General features: G+C 62.7%; 13 protein-coding genes. 8 read left to right on the forward strand and 5 right to left on the reverse strand.

The window, feature by feature from the left end:
• Positions 1-86 precede the first annotated feature (86 nt).
• Entirely contained in the window at positions 87-1,409 is a 1,323-nt protein-coding gene (locus G5134_RS04620) for a Na+/H+ antiporter family protein (RefSeq protein WP_279461634.1), read from the forward strand.
• Positions 1,410-1,788: 379 nt separating this feature from the next.
• On the opposite strand, the gene G5134_RS04625 is transcribed toward G5134_RS04620, so the two are convergent.
• The 4 genes from G5134_RS04625 to G5134_RS04640 form a co-directional block, all read right to left on the reverse strand.
• The gene (locus G5134_RS04625) at positions 1,789-3,684 is read right to left on the reverse strand and encodes a DEAD/DEAH box helicase (RefSeq protein WP_005302298.1); all 1,896 of its coding nucleotides are present in this window, start codon (positions 3,682-3,684) and stop codon (positions 1,789-1,791) included.
• 180 nt (positions 3,685-3,864) lie between these two features.
• Positions 3,865-4,326, reverse strand: a complete 462-nt coding sequence (locus G5134_RS04630; RefSeq protein WP_017784872.1) for a hotdog fold thioesterase — start codon at positions 4,324-4,326, stop codon at positions 3,865-3,867.
• Positions 4,327-4,452: 126 nt separating this feature from the next.
• Positions 4,453-4,941: a hypothetical protein gene (locus tag G5134_RS04635; RefSeq protein ID WP_421231907.1), complete on the reverse strand. Its 489-nt coding sequence runs from the start codon at positions 4,939-4,941 to the stop codon at positions 4,453-4,455.
• Positions 4,941-7,997 carry an FAD-binding and (Fe-S)-binding domain-containing protein gene (locus G5134_RS04640; protein WP_421231908.1) on the reverse strand — a complete coding sequence of 1,019 codons (3,057 nt, stop codon included), beginning with the start codon at positions 7,995-7,997 and terminating at the stop codon, positions 4,941-4,943. The genes G5134_RS04635 and G5134_RS04640 overlap by 1 nt, the downstream gene beginning before the upstream one ends.
• 169 nt (positions 7,998-8,166) lie before the next feature.
• On the opposite strand from G5134_RS04640, the gene G5134_RS04645 reads away from it, so the two are divergent.
• From G5134_RS04645 to G5134_RS04655, 3 genes are all read left to right on the forward strand, one after another.
• Positions 8,167-9,093, forward strand: a complete 927-nt coding sequence (locus G5134_RS04645) for a cation diffusion facilitator family transporter (RefSeq protein ID WP_010633622.1) — start codon at positions 8,167-8,169, stop codon at positions 9,091-9,093.
• 297 nt (positions 9,094-9,390) lie between these two features.
• Positions 9,391-10,926 carry a TerC family protein gene (locus G5134_RS04650; RefSeq protein WP_042050694.1) on the forward strand — a complete coding sequence of 512 codons (1,536 nt, stop codon included), beginning with the start codon at positions 9,391-9,393 and terminating at the stop codon, positions 10,924-10,926.
• Positions 10,927-11,111: 185 nt separating this feature from the next.
• Entirely contained in the window at positions 11,112-12,233 is a 1,122-nt protein-coding gene (locus tag G5134_RS04655; RefSeq protein ID WP_065017972.1) for an alkene reductase, read from the forward strand.
• A gap of 81 nt (positions 12,234-12,314) precedes the next feature.
• Here G5134_RS04655 and G5134_RS04660 read toward each other — a convergent pair whose 3' ends face one another.
• Complete coding sequence (locus G5134_RS04660) at positions 12,315-13,334, reverse strand: adenosine deaminase (RefSeq protein ID WP_065017971.1); 1,020 nt, start codon at positions 13,332-13,334, stop codon at positions 12,315-12,317.
• A gap of 212 nt (positions 13,335-13,546) precedes the next feature.
• Between G5134_RS04660 and G5134_RS04665 the strand changes: the two genes are divergently transcribed.
• From G5134_RS04665 to asnB, 4 genes are all read left to right on the forward strand, one after another.
• Positions 13,547-14,296: an HAD-IIA family hydrolase gene (locus G5134_RS04665; protein ID WP_005302324.1), complete on the forward strand. Its 750-nt coding sequence runs from the start codon at positions 13,547-13,549 to the stop codon at positions 14,294-14,296.
• 56 nt (positions 14,297-14,352) lie between these two features.
• Complete coding sequence (locus G5134_RS04670; RefSeq protein WP_065017970.1) at positions 14,353-15,927, forward strand: cation:proton antiporter family protein; 1,575 nt, start codon at positions 14,353-14,355, stop codon at positions 15,925-15,927.
• A gap of 126 nt (positions 15,928-16,053) precedes the next feature.
• Entirely contained in the window at positions 16,054-16,419 is a 366-nt protein-coding gene (locus G5134_RS04675) for a cupin domain-containing protein (RefSeq protein ID WP_065017969.1), read from the forward strand.
• A gap of 205 nt (positions 16,420-16,624) precedes the next feature.
• Positions 16,625-18,289: an asparagine synthase B gene (gene asnB / locus G5134_RS04680; protein WP_017786745.1), complete on the forward strand. Its 1,665-nt coding sequence runs from the start codon at positions 16,625-16,627 to the stop codon at positions 18,287-18,289.
• Positions 18,290-18,392 lie beyond the last annotated feature (103 nt).

Below are 18,392 nucleotides of genomic sequence, written 5' to 3' on the forward strand. Positions count from 1 at the left end.
GATTTTTTACTCGACATTTGTCACATTTTTCGCAAACTAACTGCCTTTCACACGACAGACAGCAACACAAACTATAAGGAAATCAAATGAATCCTGTTGTTATCGCAGTGGCGCTGATGCTGGTGCTCAGCCTGCTGCGGATCAATGTGGTGGTCTCCCTCGCCATCGGCGCCATCGCGGGCGGCCTGATCGGGGGGCTCACCCTTGAGCAGACGCTCTCCACCTTCACCGGTGGCCTGGGTGGCGGCGCCGAGATCGCCCTCTCCTACGCCATGCTAGGTGCCTTCGCCGTCGCCATCTCCCGCTCCGGCATCACCGATCTGCTGGCCCGCAAGGTGATCAGCCAGCTCGGCAAGGATGCCAGCAGCACCCGCATTCTCTGGGTCAAGAGCCTGCTGCTCACCTCCGTGCTCGCGGTCTCCATCTCTTCCCAGAACCTGATCCCGGTCCATATCGCCTTCATTCCCATCCTGATCCCGCCGCTGCTGCACGTCATGGCCCAGATGCAGATCGACCGTCGTCAGGTGGCCTGCGTCATCACCTTCGGCCTGACCGCGACCTACATGCTGCTGCCGGTAGGCTTTGGCGGCATCTTCCTCAACAACATCCTGGCCAAGAACCTGATCGACAACGGCGTGCCGGTCGAGCTCAGCCAACTGCCGATGGCGATGGCTATCCCGGTGCTTGGCATGTTCTGCGGCCTGCTCATCGCCGTCTTCTTCAGCTACCGCAAGCCGCGCCAGTACGACCTGGAGAAGATCCTGGCCGCCGAGCCGGAGACGGTCGAACTCAACCTCAGTCACATCTGGGTGGCCCTGCTGGCCATCGCCGTGGCGCTGGGGCTGCAGCTGATGACCAACAGCATAGTGCTGGGGGCTCTGGCGGGTTTCGTCATCTTCACCTGTGGCGGTGTCATCAAGTTTCGCGAGAGTCAGGATGCCTTCACCCAGGGCGTGCGCATGATGTCCCTCATCGGCTTCATCATGATCTCCGCCGCCGGCTTTGCCGCCGTGATGAAGGAGACCCACGGGGTCGACAGCCTGGTGCAGTCCGTCGCCGGCATGATGACCGGCCACAAGGGGCTGGCCGCCCTCCTGATGCTGCTGGTGGGCCTGCTCATCACCATGGGGATCGGCTCCTCCTTCTCCACCGTGCCCATCATCGCCACCATCTATGTGCCGCTGTGCATCCAGCTCGGCTTCTCGCCCATGGCCACCATCGCCCTGGTGGGGGCAGCCGGCGCGCTGGGGGACGCGGGTTCGCCCGCCTCGGATTCGACCCTGGGCCCCACCTCGGGCCTCAACGCCGACGGCCAGCACGACCATATCTGGGACAGCGTGGTGCCGACCTTCATCCACTACAACATCCCGCTCATCCTCTTCGGCTGGATTGCCGCCATGGTGCTCTAAGCCGGGCAGCGAGACACACCAAAACAAAAAGGCGACCTACGGGTCGCCTTTTTGCTGCCTTCATCGTGCCATGTATACGCCGGAATATACGAGCGGACAGGCGAGGCACTTTTCCTTCCTGGCTGCGCTGTCGGCCCTATCTTTCACCTTAGCCCTCCCCCTTCGCGCAGGTTCTGCTCGCAACGGCACAAGGCGGCTCATGGGCTGGCTACCTTAGTTACCATCCTGCACCTGGCAGCCGATACCGGTGGCAGTGCCGGGCAGCCTGTCGGTGATATCAATGGCGCTCAATGGGTGAGCCCCACCAGCACAGCATGGGTAAACCACAGGCAACAAAAAGGCCGCTCGATGAGCGGCCTTTTTAGATAACAATCAGGGCTTAGCTGTCGCGGCGCTTGCCACCGAACTTGCGACCCTTGTCAAAACCGCCTTCACGGCGATCCTTGTTGAAGGGACGGTCACCCTGCGGACGGCGATCCTTGTTGAAAGGACGGTCGCCACGGAACGGACGATCACCGCGCGGCGGACGGCTGCTGGTGTTGCCGCCGGCCGGCACCTCGGTGTAGCGGCTGATCTGCAGCGGACGCTGGCAGACCCGGGCCTTCTTGATCACTTCCAGCACGTCAGGGCTGATGCCCTTCGGCAGATCGACAGTGGAGAAGTCGTCAGCGATGTCGATGTTGCCGATGAAACGGCTCTCGATGTTCGCTTCGTTGGCGATGGCGCCCACAATCTGGCCCGGCTTGACGCCGTGATGGGCACCCACGTCTACGCGGTAACGCTCCATCTCCACGTCCGGGTTGTCTTTGAGCGGACGCGGCTCCAGGGACGGCATGCGACGGGCCGGACGATCGCCACGGTCACCGAAGTCACGACCACCGCGGTCGTTGAACTCACGACGCTCGAAACCACCGCGATCGTTGTTGTTGCTGAACAGCGGATCCGGGATGGAGTCATCCAGCAGCAGCGGCTGATCACCCTGTACCAGCTTGGCCAGGGCGGCAGCCAGCTCCAGCGGATCGGCAGAATCTTCTTCGATCAGCTCGTTCACCAGGTTCACGTAGATCTCGAGCTCTTCGCCCATCATGGTTTCGCGGATGCGCTCCTTGAACTTGGCCAGACGGTGCTGGTTGATGTCCTCGGTGCTCGGCATCTTCATCGGCTCGATGGCCTGACGGGTTGCGTGCTCGATGGCGCGCAGCATGCGGCGCTCGCGCGGTGCCACGAACAGGATGGCCTCGCCCTTGCGACCGGCACGGCCGGTACGGCCGATACGGTGAACGTAGGATTCGGTGTCGTACGGAATGTCGTAGTTCACTACGTGGGTGATGCGCTCAACGTCCAGACCACGAGCAACCACGTCGGTGGCGATCAGGATGTCCAGCTGGCCCTGACGCAGCTTGTCGACGGTACGCTCACGCAGCTTCTGCGGGATGTCACCGTGCAGCGCTTCACAGGCGTGACCACGAGCAGCCAGCTTGCCGGCCAGCTCTTCGGCGGCGTTCTTGGTACGCACGAACACCAGCAGCGCTTCGTAGGGTTCCACTTCCAGCAGACGGGTCATGGCGTCCAGTTTGTGCAGACCGGTCACCTGCCAGTAGCGCTGGCGAATGGTGGTGGCGGTAGCAGTCTTGGAGGCGATCTTGATCTCTTTGGGCTGCTTCAGGTGCTTCTGGGCCACGCGACGGATCTGCTCCGGCATGGTGGCAGAGAACAGGGCAACCTGACGACCGGCCGGGCACTGATCCATGATCCAGTCCACGTCGTCGATGAAGCCCATGCGCAGCATTTCGTCCGCTTCGTCCAGCACCAGGGCTTTCAGACCGGAGAGGTCCAGGTTCTTGCGACGGATCAGATCCATCACACGGCCCGGAGTACCCACGACAACCTGAGCACCGCGACGCAGGGCGCGGGTCTGGGTTTCGTAGGAGGCGCCGCCGTAGATGGGCAGCACGTGGAAATCAGGCATGTGGTGGGCATAGCGTTGGCACGCCTCAGCCACCTGCAGGGCCAGTTCGCGGGTAGGCGCCAGCACCAGGATCTGGGTGTTGCGGTTACCAGCTTCCAGACGAGACAACAGAGGCAAGGCAAAAGCAGCGGTCTTCCCTGTACCGGTTTGCGCCTGCCCCAGCAGATCGTGGCCCGCCATCAGGTGGGGAATTGCTGCGGCCTGGATGGGGGACGGGCGCTCATAGCCCACGTCCTGCAGCGCTTTCAGTACAGGCGCGGCCAGTCCAAGCTCACTAAAAAGGGGCAGTTGTTCGGTATCAGACATAGATTCTTCCAGATTAAGGCAGGCGGCTAACACCGCGGAATAGCAAAAAGGCGGCGATTATAGCGCCACTTTGTTCTGCTGTCTTGAAAAATGTGATAGGCCTCTCAAGACGTTGGCAATTATAGAGGGATCTGACGACTATGGCTTGCTTATTTTTCACTCATGGTGCGTGATTGCGGATCACGCTTCGCCAGAGTCCTTGTCCCGCTTGTGCTTGAGCACCGCCATGGTCAACCGGCTGGTGCACAATAAACGACCACGTTCATCGCGAATTTCTATCTGCCACACCTGAGTGGTCGCCCCCAGATGCAGCGGCGCGCAGCGCCCCGTCACCACCCCTTCCCGCTTGGCCCTCAAGTGGTTGGCATTGACCTCCAGCCCCACGCAGTAACTGTCCGCCCCGACCGCCATGTTGGCCGCCAAGGAACCCAGCGTCTCCGCCAGCACCACGGAGGCGCCGCCGTGCAGCATGCCGAGCGGCTGATGGGTGCGGTGATCCACCGGCATGGTGGCCTCCAGCCAGTCAGGGCCAAAGGCGGTGTAGACGATGTCGAGGTGGGCCATCAGGGTGTTGCGGGAGCTGGCGTTGAGCCCCTCAAGGCTCATGGGCTTGCGCCAGATGGGGGCGTTCTCTTGACTCATGACGAGCTGACTCCTTCTGTGATCAATGGGTTATCGCTGCGCCGTAGCGGCAAACCAGCAGTGTCGGCGAAAAAGGCATAAAAAAAAAGATGCCCACGCTGGGGCATCTTGCATCGAGGTTGATCCTCACCAGGGATAGGTCACCCCGGGCCATTCGGCCCAGGGGACGTCCCGCCCAGGCAGGCTCGGCTCGGGCCATTGCCACACCTTGCCAAGCCAGGCGCGCAGTTCGGCCTCCAGTTCGGCATCGGTGAGCGGCGCCTCGGCCACCTTCCAGAAGAAGAGCTCCACCGCCACCTCCGGCAGCACCGAGGGGTAGAGATAAACCCCGCCCCAAAACTCGGGCTCCCGCGCCGGGCTCCAGAGGCCATAGGCAAAGGAGCGCTTGGCCAGGAACTCGGAGCGCTGCCACTCCAGATCGGCCTCGTGCTGGCTCAGGCTGAAACTGGTGGAGGGCCACACATCGTCCGGGCGAAACAGCTGATGAAGCTGCTCGCGCTCGCGTAGCATGGCGACGAACTCCACCACCGCCTGGGTCGGATTGACCGGCAGCAGCAGGAAGTGCGGGTGCCGATAGGCTTGCGGCACCCGAAACCGCTTGGGCAGGGTCAGCATCAGAGCAGTTCCAGCAGGGCCTGCAACGGGTGTTTGAGTTTCTCCCCTTCCATCCGCTTGACCTGGCTGCGGCACGAATAACCGGTGGCCAGGCAGCGCTCCTTGGGCAGGCGCGCGAGGGGCTCGGCCCAGCTCAGGCCATAGATGCCTTTGGAGTTCTCCACCTGTTTGGCGTCGTGGCCATAGGTACCGGCCATGCCGCAGCAGCCCACCGAGACCGGTTGCAGGGTGGCACCGAAGCGGCGGAACAGGGTGCTCCAGTCACCGTGGGTGGTGGGCTTGGCGGTCTTCTCGGTGCAGTGAGCGAACAGATACCAGGGTTCGCTGCCGGCCTCTTCCCGCACCGGCAGCGCCTCGGCCGGCAGGGAGAGCAACCACTCCTGAGGCAACATCACCTGGAAGTCCCCGCGAGCGAGGCCGAGCGCCTTCACGTATTCATCCCGATAGCAGAGCACCAGAGAGGGATCGACCCCCACCATGGGGATGCCAAGCGCCGCCACCTTGTTGAGGAACTGGGCGCTGCTGGCCGCGGTACGGGCAAAGGCGCGCAGGAAACCCTTCACGTGCTGGGGCTTGCCGTTGGGCTTGAACGGCAGCAGATAGGGCTGCAGGCCGAGCTTGCTGGCCAGCTTCACCAGGTCCCGCACCACGGGGGCGTCGTAGTAGCTGGTGAAGGGATCCTGCACGATGAGCACCACTTTTTGACGCTGCTCTGGGCTCATGGCCTCCAGCCCCGGCAGGTCGAAATAGCGGGCGCGATGGTCGCGCAGCTCCTCGGCCAAGGTCGGCACGCTCAAGAGCGGCACGTCCACCATGCCGATGCTCTTCTCGGTCGCCTTCTGGGCCCACTCTTTCTCGAGGAAGAAGTTGACCAGTTTCGGCGCCTTGGCCAGCAGAGGAGCGTAAGCTTCCACCGTGCCGACGAAGTAATCCTTGGGTCCACGCAGATAGCGGCTGTGGTAGAGCTGCATGAAGCGGGCGCGGAAGGTGGGCACATCCACCTTGATGGGGCACTGGCTGGTGCACGCCTTGCACGCCAGGCACCCCTCCATTGCCTCCATCACCTCGTGGGAGAAGTCATACTGGCCGCGAGCGCGGGCCACCGTATTGCGGAACTTGTCGACAATCTGCTTGAAGCGCAGACCGCCGCTTTGCAGCGCCACCTCCTCGCTCAGCGGATCGAAGCCCTGCTCCGCCAACTGGCGCAGCCACTCGCGCATCAGGCCGGCCCGCCCCTTGGGGGAGTGGCGGCGATCGCGGCTGATCTTGACCGAGGGGCACATGGGGGAGTCGGTCTCGAAGGTAAAGCACAGACCGTTGCCGTTGCAATCGAGGGCCCGGGTATAGCTGGTGCGTACCGCCAGCGGGATCTGGCGGTCAAACTTGCCGCGCTTGGGCCCGTCCACCGACACCAGTTCGGCGCCGCTGCCGTAAGGCATGCAGATCTTGCCCGGGTTGATGCGATTGGCCGGGTCGAACGCCCCCTTGACCCGTTGCAGCTCCTCCCACAGCTCGCCGAAGAAGGCGGGGCTGTATTCGGAGCGAAAGCCCTTGCCGTGCTCCCCCCACATCAGGCCGCCATATTTGGCGGTCAGCGCCACCACCTGATCGGAGATGCGCCGCAGCAACACCTCCTGCTCGGGGTCGCACAAGTCCAGCGCCGGGCGCACGTGCAGCACCCCGGCATCGACGTGGCCGAACATGCCGTAGTCGAGGCCATGGGCGTCCAGCAGGGCACGAAACTCCATGATGAAATCGGCCAAGGATTCCGGCGGCACGGCAGTGTCTTCGGTGAAGGCCACCGGCTTCTTGCGCCCCTCGGCGTTGCCGAGCAGCCCTACCGACTTCTTGCGCATGCCGTAGATGGTCTCGATGCTCGGCAGGTGGTCGCACACCTGATAGCCGATGACCCCGGCTTCACCACGCGCCAGCAGGCCGTCGATGCGCCGGCACAGCTCGGCCACCTTGGCCTTGTGCGCATCCTCGTCGGTGTCGGCAAACTCGACGATGTTGAGCCCCTGCAGATCCTTGCCGGGTACGTCCTGGATGAGATCCTTCACCGAGTGCCAGATGATGTCGGCGCGGGCCAGCCCCAGCACCCGGGAGTCCACCGTCTCCACCGACAGGGCGTGGGCCTCCACCATAAAGGGGGCGTTGCGCAGGGCCGAGGGGAAGCTGTCGTACTTGACGTTGACGAGCGTGCGGTAGCGCGGGATGGGGGTGATATTGAGCTTCGCCTCTGTGATGAAGCCCAAAGAGCCTTCCGAGCCGCACAATACGCGGCTGACGTCCAGGGTGTCGCTCTCTGGAATATAGAGGTGTTTGAGATCGTATCCGGTCAGAAAGCGGTTGAGTTTGGGGAAGGTGGCCTCGATGTCGGCGCGCCGCTCGCGGCCGATGCGATAGAGGGTGCGATAGATCTCCCCTTCACGGCTCTCCAGCGCCAGCTTGTCAGCCAGTCGCTCACCGGTCACCGGCTCGGTGGCCATGAGATCGCCGTTTTCCAGCACGGCTTTGAGGCCAAGCACGTGATCCGAGGTCTTGCCGTACACCAAGGAGCCCTGCCCAGAGGCGTCGGTGTTGACCATGCCGCCCAAGGTGGCTCGGTTGGAAGTGGAGAGATCCGGCGAGAAGAAGTAGCCATGAGGCTTCAAATAGGCGTTGAGTTGATCCTTCACCACCCCGGCCTGGGCTCGCACCCAACCCTCTTCCAGATTAATTTCCATGATCTGGTTCATATGGCGCGAGAGATCGACGATAATGCCGCCGCCCAAGGATTGACCATTGGTGCCGGTACCGCCGCCGCGAGGGAAGAAACTCAAGGCTGCGTACTCGGGCCCCTGGGCCAGCTTGAGCATCACCGCTATATCGTCCGCGCTGCGCGGATAGAGAACCGCCTGAGGTACGACCTGATAGACGCTGTTATCCGTCGCCATCGCCAACCGGCTTGCATAAGACTTTTCGATATCACCACGAAATGCTGATCGCGCCAGCAACTCAAGAAACTGCAGGGTTGTAGGTGACAAACTGTCCTGGTAATCGAGTCTCGGGATCATGAATCCTTGTTCCCATCCTTTGCTTGATGCCGGCATTCCGGCGACAACGACCGTTCGGGCCAGCCTCTTCGCGGGCCCCCGAACCAGTCCGCTCACATGTGAGCGGGCAGTATATCAGCTAGAAAACCGCTTGCGCGCGCAATCTTCACCATTTGAAAGGAGGACTTTTATGGCTCACTACAGCCATGTTATCAGTACGCTTATCCGCACCGAAAAACAGGCGCTGACCCTGTCGCTGTTTGGTTGCATCACCTTTGCCATTTTCGGCATCGGCTATGGCCTCTTCGTCGGATCCAACGCCATCATGCTCGACGGCATCTTCACCCTGTTCAGCATGGGCATGACGGGGCTGGGGCTCATCACCGCCTACCTGGTCACCCGTCCCTCCGACGCCCGTTTTCAATACGGCTACGCCCACTTCGAACCCATCGCCAACGTCATCAACGGCACCATCATTCTGCTGCTCTGTCTGGCGGCGCTCTACAACGGCCTCACCACCCTGCTGGCGGGGGGACGGGAGATCGATCTCGGCCACGCCCTCATCTATGCCGTCGTCTCCACCTTCTTCTGCGGCATCATCTATCTGGTCGAGGCCAACGTGGCCGAGCGGGTCAACTCAGAGCTGGTGCGGGTGGACTCCAAGGAGTGGCTGGTGGACACCCTGCTCAGCACCACCCTGCTCATCGGCTTCGTGGTCGCCATCGGCCTCGATGCCATCGGCTACGGCCACTACAACCGCTACATAGACCCACTGCTGGTCTCTCTCTTGGCCCTGTGCGCCACCCTCATTCCCATCAAGGTGCTCGGTCGCAACCTGCGGGAAGTGCTGAAAATTGCCCCCAAGGGGGACGTCTCCCGGCTGGTGGCAAACGAAGTCGAGGCCCTGCGTCTGCGCCATGGGGTCGAGTGCTACAGCCATCTGGCGAAAAGCGGCCGCCGCTTCGATCTCGAGCTCAACATCCTGGTGGCGCCGGGTCAGGAGTGGCCCATCGAGCGCCAGGATGCCCTGCGCCAGGAGCTCTGGTCCCGCCTCGGCGACACCCTGGGGGACGCCTGGTTGTCGGTCTGCTTCACCCGCGAAAAGCGCTGGCTGTAACCACCGCTTGAACTGCCGCTTGGGGGAGGCCAGCCGCCGCCTCCCCCTGTCATCACATCTTCATGGCTTCCCTCTTGCCAAAACGGCGCCAACCGCTATCATCAGGGCTCACTTTTAACCCGAGGTTTTATTGCCCATCATGGACAATCCCCGAAGTTGCCCTTCGTTTCCTCCCGTCAAAACCTATCTCTATCTGCTTAATCAGCGCCTCTGAATAACGTCATAGCCTTGCTGTCACTACGGCCGTCGTGCGCCGTGATCACTCTTTGCTCTGTCTGTTTTTATTGAGGTCACTACATGGAATTGCTGCTGGATCCCCACATCTGGATCGGTCTGTTTACCCTGATCGTTCTGGAAATCGTGCTCGGGATCGACAACCTGGTCTTCATCGCCATCCTGGTGAAAAAACTGCCCCCCGCCCAGCGGGACAAGGCCCGCATCATCGGCCTGTCGCTGGCCCTGCTGATGCGCCTGGGGCTCCTGAGCGTCATGTCCTGGCTGGTCACCCTGACCACCCCCATCCTGCACATCTGGGATCACCCCTTCTCCGGGCGGGACCTGATCCTGATGGGGGGCGGCCTGTTCCTGCTGTTCAAGGCCACCTCCGAGCTGCACGAGCGGCTGGAGGCCAAGCCGCCCGAAGAGGGGCCGGTCGGCGTCTACGCCAGCTTTGGCGTAGTGATCACCCAGATCCTGGTGCTGGATGCCATCTTCTCGCTGGACTCCATCATCACCGCCGTCGGCATGGTAGAACAGCTCGGCGTCATGATGGCGGCCGTGACCATCGCCATGGTGGTGATGGTGCTCGCCTCCAAGCCGCTGACCCGCTTCGTCAACGCCCATCCCACAGTGGTGGTGCTCTGTCTGAGCTTCCTCTTGATGATCGGCTTCAGCCTGGTGGCGGAAGGGTTCGGCTTCCATATTCCGAAGGGCTACCTCTATGCGGCCATCGGCTTCTCGGTGCTGATCGAATTCTTCAACCAGCTATCCCAGCGCAGTGCCGAGCGCCACGAGGCCAAGCTGCCCCTGCGCGAGCGCACCACAGCCGCCATCTTCAAGCTGATGGGCAGCAAGGCGTATCAGGACAAACCGGACGACGATCTGGATGCCCCCGCCCCCGAGCCGGTGAGCTTTGGCGAGGAGGAGCGCTACATGGTGACCGGGGTGCTGTCGCTGGCCGATCGCTCCATCCGTACCATCATGACCCCGCGCTCCGAAATGGCCTGGATCGACGTCAACGACACCGATGACGAGATCCGCGCCCTGCTGAAGCAGGAGCCCCACAGCCTGTTCCCGGTCTGTGACGGCGATCTGGACGAGGTGATCGGGGTGGTCAAGGCGCGCGACCTGCTGTTTGCCCTCAACGAGGGGCAGTCCCTGAGCGCACTGGCCAAACAGAACGACCCCATTATCGTGCCGCAGACCATCAACGTGATCAGGTTGCTGGCGGAGCTGCGCCAGGCCAAGGGCAGCCTGATCCTGGTGGCCGACGAGTTCGGCATCATCCAGGGGCTGGTGACCACCCACGACCTGCTGGAGGCCATCGTCGGCGAGCTGCCCGATGAAGATGAAACGCCGGACATGATCCGCGACGGGGCTGGCTGGCTCATCAACGGCAGCACCAACATCCACCACGTGGAGCAGGTGCTGGAACACGAAGGGCTGGTGAGCGAGAGCGACGAGTACGTGACTCTGGCCGGCATGCTGCTCTCCCACTTCGGCACCCTGCCCGCCCCGGGCCAGCAGCTGCAACTGCAGCAGCTCTGCTTCGAGGTAGTCGAGGTGAGCGAGCGGCGCATCGAGCGGGTGCGCGTCATGCCGCTGGCGGCCTGACGCCATCTCGTGAAGCCTGCTGTAAAAGGGGACCTTGCCGGTCCCCTTTTCTATTTATCCTCCCCTTTCTCCTCTCTCATGTCGCCATTGCTGTCATCAGCGCAATTCTCATCTGCAATTACCCCTCTTTTTCGCAAGGGATGCCGGCACTAGAGTGAGCCCATCATCACCATGAGGAATTCACCATGCACCACGATCACCTGTTCTGCCCCCTGCGCCTCGGCCAGCTGCACCTCAACAATCGCATCGTCATGCCCCCCATGACCCGCTCCCGCGCCAGCCAGCCCGGTGACGTGGCCAACGCCATGATGGCCACCTACTACGCCCAACGCGCAGAGGCCGGTCTCATCATCAGCGAGGGCACCCAGATTGACCCCATGGGCAAGGGCTACGCCTGGACGCCGGGGATCCACAGCGCCGAACAGGTGGCCGGCTGGAAGCTGGTGACCGACGCCGTGCACGCCAAGGGCGGCACCATGTTCGCCCAGCTCTGGCACGTGGGCCGGGTCACTCACCCTGACAACCTCGGCGGCGCCCAGCCCATCTCCTCCTCCGCCATTCAGGCCAAAGGGGTCAAGGTGTTCGTCGACAACGGCAGCGACGCCCCCGGTTTTGTCGAAACCGTCACCCCGCGTGCCATGACCCAGGCCGATATCGACGCGGTAGTGGGGCAGTTTCGCCAGGCGGCTCGCAACGCCATGCTGGCCGGTTTTGACGGCATCGAGCTACACGCCGCCAACGGCTACCTCATCAACCAGTTCCTCGACTCCGAGTCCAATACCCGCACCGACGGCTACGGCGGTTCGCTTGAGAACCGGCTGCGTTTCCTCAAAGAGGTGACCGAGGCGGTCTGCAGCGAGATCGGGGCCGACCGGGTCGGGGTGCGCCTCGCGCCGCTCACCACCCTCAACGGCACCGTGGATGCCAATCCGCAGGAGACCTATCTGGCCGCCGCCCGCCTGCTGGGCCGGCTCGACGTGGTCTACCTGCACGTTGCCGAGGCGGACTGGGACGACGCCCCGCTGATGGCTGAGAGCTTCAAGCAGGGGCTGCGCGATGCCTTCCCCAACACCCTCATCTACGCAGGCAAATACGACGGCGAGCGCGCCCGGGCGGCGCTCGAGGCGGGCTGGGCCGACATGATAGGCTTCGGTCGCCCCTTCGTGGCCAACCCCGACCTGCCCGAGCGGCTGCGCCACGGCTATCCGCTGGCCCCTCACGATCCGGCCACCCTGTTTGGCGGCGGCGAGAAGGGCCTGACCGACTACCCGACCTATCAGGCAATCGCCCAGCCTCACACGGCTTGAATCAAACCCGCCCAAGCATAAAAAAACGCGCCCACCATCACTGGTGGGCGCACCGTTTTTGCTTTTCACGCCAGCCAACGCTCAGTAGAGGCTGACCCCGTAGCAGGCGGCGTAGCTTCTGATCTCCCGGGTCAGCCGCGCCTTGTCGGCCAGGCTCAGCCAGCTCGCCTCGACGGCATTGAGTGACAAACGGCAGAGCTGGTTCATGCTGGCCCCCAGCTCATGGGCCAGGGCGTGGAAGTTGGCGTTCATGTAGCCGCCGAAATAGGCGGGGTCGTCCGAGTTGATGGTGACGCACAGCCCCTGCTCCAGCAGGGTGAGCACATTGTGATGGGCCATCTGGTCAAACACCTTGAGGCGGGTGTTGGAGAGGGGGCAGACGGTGAGCGGCAGCCGGGTATCGGCGAGATAACGCAGCAGCTCGGGATCGTCGACGCAGCGAACCCCGTGATCGATGCGCCGCACCTCCAGCTCCCGGATGGCCTGCCAGATGTAGTCCGCCGGCCCCTCTTCGCCGGCGTGGGCCACCACCGGCAACCCCAGCTCGCGGCAGCGGGCAAAGACCCGGGCAAACTTGCCGGGCGGGTTGCCCAGCTCTCCCGAGTCGAGGCCGATGCCGTGAATGCGCGACAAGAAGGGAGTGGCCTCTGTCAACGTGGCGAAGGCCTCCTCTTCGCTCAAATGGCGCAAGAAGCTCATGATGAGCCGCCAGCTGATGCCAAATTCCTTCTCCCCGCGCTGCAGCGCCCGCTCGATGCCGCCCAGCACGGTGGCAAAGGGTACGCCGCGAGCGGTGTGGGTCTGGGGGTCGAAGAAGATCTCCACGTGCACCACCTTGTCGGCTGCGCAGCGTTCCAGATAGGCCCAGGTGAGGTCGAAGAAATCCTGCTCAGTGATGAGCACGCTGGCTCCCAGGTAGTAAAGATCGAGGAAGGATTGCAGACAGTCGAACTCGTAGGCGGCGCGCACGCTGGCCACGTCTGGCCAAGGCAGGGCCACGCCGTTGCGCTGGCCCAGGGCAAACATCAGTTCCGGCTCGAGCGAGCCTTCGATATGGAGGTGCAGCTCCAGCTTGGGCAGACCGGCAATAAAGTTATCCATGATGACGGCTCCATCAGTGCACAGACAGCGGGACCCGCCAGTGGCAGAGCGGCTCCCTCCCCTGCAATTGATTGTGCACCTATCTCTGTTTATGGGGGAGACTTGTCATCAAACAGACTTATAATGGCGTCACAAAAACAACATAACTATTTGAAGATCTTGAGAGTTGGCGCAACTTTCCGCCGCCTCTTGCGCCTACACAAGGAGTCCCCATGAAGAAAAGCGTCATCTGCGACATCGACGGCGTCATCCTGCACAACAACGATCTGGTGCCGGGCGCCGACCGCTTCGTCCACCGCCTGCTGGAGCAGGGCAGCAAGCTGCTGTTTCTGACCAACTACCCGGCCCAGACCCAGAAAGATCTGCAAAACCGCTTCCGCTCCGCCGGGATCGAGGTACCGGAGGAGTGCTTCTACACCTCCGCCATGGGCACCGCCGACTTTCTCAAGCGCCAGGATGGCAAGAAGGCCTATGTGATCGGCGAAGGGGCGCTGACCCACGAGCTCTACAAGGCCGGTTTCACCATCACCGACATCGACCCCGACTTCGTGGTGGTGGGCGAGACCCGCAACTACAACTGGACCATGATGCAGCTGGGGGCCAAGTTCGTCGATCAGGGGGCCCGCTTCATCGCCACCAACCCGGATACCCACGGCCCCATGATGCACCCGGCCTGTGGCGCCCTGTGCGCCCCCATCGAGCGGATGACCGGCAAGAAGCCCTTCTACGTCGGCAAACCGAGCGCCTGGATCATCCGCGCGGCGCTCAACCGGATGGAGGCCCACTCCGACGACACCATCATCATCGGCGACAACCTGCGCACCGACATTCTGGCGGGCTTCCAGGCCGGCCTCGAGACGGTACTGGTGCTCTCCGGAGTGAGCAAGGTGGCCGACATCGACCGCATGCCGTTTCGGCCGAACCACATCTTTGACTCAGTAGTGGACATCGACATCGTCTGACCCGCTACCCAGGATAGAGAAGAGGGCAGGCCGGCCCTGCCCTCGCAGGAAACAACATGGAACCCATTCTTATCGCCGTGGCCTTCGGCTGCGGCATGCTGGTCAACCTCATCGGCCTGCCGCCCCTGCTGGGCTTTCTGGCCGCCGGCTTCATCCTCAACGCCATGGGCTATCACAACACCCCGGCCCTCAGCGAAGTGGCCGATCTCGGCGTCACCCTGCTGCTGTTCACCATCGGCCTCAAGCTCAACGTCAAGATCCTGATGCGGCGTGACGTCTGGGGCACCACCAGCCTGCACCTGCTGCTCTCCACCCTGCTGTTTACCGTGGTGCTGCTGGTGTGCAAGGGGCTCGGGCTGGCGCTGGCCATGTCGCTCGACTGGCAGCTGGCGCTGCTGCTGGGCTTCGCCCTCTCCTTCTCCAGCACAGTATTTGCGGTCAAGGTGCTGGAGGAGCGCAGCGACATGAACGCCCTCTATGCCCGTCTCGCCATCGGCGTGCTGGTGATGCAGGATCTGTTCGCGGTGGCCTTCCTGGCGGTCTCCAGCGGCGAGTGGCCCAGCATCTGGGCGCTCTGGATCCTGGGGCTGCCGCTGCTGCGCCCCTTGCTGCTGAAACTGCTGGAGCGGGCCGGTCACGGCGAGCTGCAGGTGCTGTTCGGGATCTTCCTGGCACTGGTGGTGGGGGCCGCCGGCTTCGAGGTGGTGGGGCTCAAACCGGATCTTGGGGCTCTCATCATCGGCATGCTGATCGCCTCCCACCCCGCCTCCGCGGGGCTGGCCAAGTCGCTGTTCAACCTCAAAGACTTGTTTCTTATCTGCTTCTTTCTCACCATCGGCCTCAACGGCCTGCCGACCCACGACACCATGTTGCTGGCGCTGGCACTGGTGCTGGCCCTGCCGCTCAAGAGCGCACTCTACTACCTGGTCTACAGCGGCGCCCACCTGCGGGTACGCACCGCCCTGCTCTCCACCCTGGCGCTCACCAACTTCTCGGAGTTCGGCCTCATCGTCGCGGCCATCGCCGCCAAGGCGGGCTGGATCTCCCACGAGTGGCTGGTTGCGCTCTCTCTGGCGCTGGCGGCCAGCTTCATGATCTCGGCTCCCCTCAACGGCCAGAGCGAGCGAATTTACCATCGGCTCGGCAACTGGCTGCGCGGCATGCAAGCCACCACCCTGCACCCGGAGGACAGGCCCATCGAGCTTGGCGATGCCGAGGTGATCATCCTCGGCATGGGGCGGATCGGTCAGGGTGCCTACTTCGAGCTGGAGAACAAGTACGGCACAGTGATCCTCGGGGTGGAGAACGACAGCGACAAGCTGCCCACCCTGCGCGCCCAGGGCATGAATGTCATCGAGGGTGACGCCACCGATACCGACTTCTGGGACAAGGTACTGCTCTCCAACCAGGTCAACCTGGTGCTGCTGGCCATGCCTCACCACTCAGGGAATCTCTATGCCATCGAGAAGCTGCGCAGCCACGGCTTTGCCGGCAAGATTGCCGCCATCGTCCGCTTCGAGGACGACATCGCCTCCCTCAAGGAGCAAGGGGTGGATGCGGTGTTCAACGTCTACGACGAAGCGGGCAGCGGCTTCGCCCGTCACGTCATCAAGCGGCTGCAGCCACGCTGACGGGCGGGAGCAGCCCCTTGGCAAGGAGGGCACTATCGTTTACGTTATGCGCAACCTCGTTTAATAAAACGAACAATCACGGGGCCTGGATGGCCCCGTTTTTTTATCCCTTGCCAAGGAGGCAGCATGAAGACCCTCAACGACTGGATCCTGCTCGATCGCCACGAGGCGGCTCCCACCCCGCTGATGCCCGCCCCCGAGCGCCTGCGCGCCGGCAACCCGCGCCAGACGGTATGGAACCACTACTCGGATCCGAGCCAGCAGTTCCACGTCGGTTTCTGGAGCTGCGAGCCCGGCCGCTGGGCCGTGCACTACACAGAACACGAGTATTGCCAGCTGCTGGAGGGCGAGGCGGTGATCCACGACGGCCAGGGCGGCAGGCTGCTCCTCAAGCCCGGCGATCAATTCGTCATTCCCGCCGGCTTTGTCGGGGAGTGGGAGACCCTCACCCCCTGCCGCAAGCTCTATGTGATCTTCGAACCCACCAGCTGACGTTCACGTCAACCTCCCCTCTTTTTTCCGGCGACCGGCGGGTCGCCGCACTCCCCTGTCGGCTTGACGCTTACGGCATGATTTTCTGCGGTTTTCCCGCTTGCAAAAGGTTTTTGCACTAGGCATTGTGACTGGCGAGGAATGTAAATGGAATTTCGAGCCCGAACGTGGGGGGCTCATATAAAAATCAAGAGGATTACCGCCAATGTGTTCTATTTTCGGCATTCTGGACATCAAATCCGATGCGGCCGCCCTGCGCAAATCGGCGCTGGAGATGTCCAAGCGATTGCGTCACCGCGGTCCTGACTGGTCCGGCGTCTACAGCTCCGACAAAGCCATTCTGGTGCACGAGCGCCTGGCCATCGTCGATCCGGGCAACGGCGCCCAGCCGCTCTACAACCCCGAGCGCACCCATGTGCTGGCCGTCAACGGCGAGATTTACAACCACAAGGAGCTGGAGAAGAACCTCAAGGTCGACTTCCAGTTCCAGACCCACTCCGACTGCGAGGTGCTGCTGGCCCTCTACAAGGAGAAGGGCCCCGCCTTTTTGGACGACCTCAACGGCATCTTCGCCTTTATCCTCTATGACGCCGAGCAGGATGCCTACCTGATTGGTCGCGACCACATGGGGATCATCCCCCTCTATACCGGCCGCGACGAGCACGGCAACTTCTACGTCGCCTCCGAGATGAAGGCGCTGGTGCCGGTCTGCAAGAGCGTCGAAACCTTCCCGCCGGGACACTACCTGTGGAGCAAGGATGGCGAGCTTAAAACTTGGTACAAACGCGACTGGATGGAGTATGGCGCGGTCGAGCACAACGTCAGCGACAAGGCAGAGCTGAAAGCCGCGCTGGAAGCGGCGGTCAAGCGTCAGCTGATGTGCGACGTGCCCTACGGTGTGCTGCTCTCCGGCGGGCTGGATTCGTCCGTCATCTCCGCCATCACCAAGCTCTATGCCGCCCGTCGGGTGGAAGACGATGGCAAGAGCGAGGCCTGGTGGCCGCAACTGCACTCCTTCGCCGTCGGCCTGGAAGGCTCGCCGGATCTCGCCGCCGCCCGCAAGGTCGCTGATCACCTGGGCACCATCCACCACCAGATCCACTTCACGGTACAGGAAGGTCTGGATGCCCTGCGGGACGTCATCTATCACCTCGAGACCTATGACGTCACCACCATCCGCGCCTCTACGCCGATGTACCTGATGGCCCGCTACATCAAGGCGATGGGGATCAAGATGGTGCTCTCCGGCGAAGGCTCCGACGAGCTGTTCGGCGGCTACCTCTACTTCCACAAGGCGCCCAACGCCCGCGAATTCCACGAAGAGAACGTGCGCAAGCTTGCCTCACTGCACCTCTATGACTGCCTGCGCGCCAACAAGTCGATGGCCGCCTGGGGGGTGGAGGGTCGCGTGCCCTTCCTCGACAAGGAGTTCATGGACGTGGCGATGCGCCTGCAACCTGCCGACAAGATGTGCGGCAAGGGCAAGATCGAGAAGCACATCCTGCGTGAAGCGTTCGAGGATCTGCTGCCCCATGAAGTGGCGTGGCGTCAGAAAGAGCAGTTCTCCGACGGCGTGGGTTATTCGTGGATCGACAGCCTGAAAGCCATGGTCGAGCAGGAAGTGACGGATCAGATGTTCGAGGCGGCAGCCTTCCGCTTCCCCGTCAACACCCCGCTTACCAAGGAGGCCTACTACTACCGCGCCATCTTTGACGAGCACTTCCCGCTGGAGTCCGCCGCCCGCACCGTGCCCTACGGCAAGTCGGTCGCCTGCTCCACCCCGACCGCGCTGGAGTGGGATGCCAAGTTCAAGGAGATGGCCGACCCCTCCGGTCGCGCCGTGATGGACGTGCACCAGCAGGGTTACTGATCTGCCGGCGACCTCCCTTGCCTCAATGCCAAGCCCCTCCTGCGAGGGGCTTTGTTTTTTCCCGCCGACCCATTTCCGCTTTTTGCATAACAAGGGCCCATCT

It is taken from the genome of Aeromonas sp. 600276, from assembly GCF_049175815.1.
Lineage (GTDB): Bacteria > Pseudomonadota > Gammaproteobacteria > Enterobacterales > Aeromonadaceae > Aeromonas > Aeromonas dhakensis.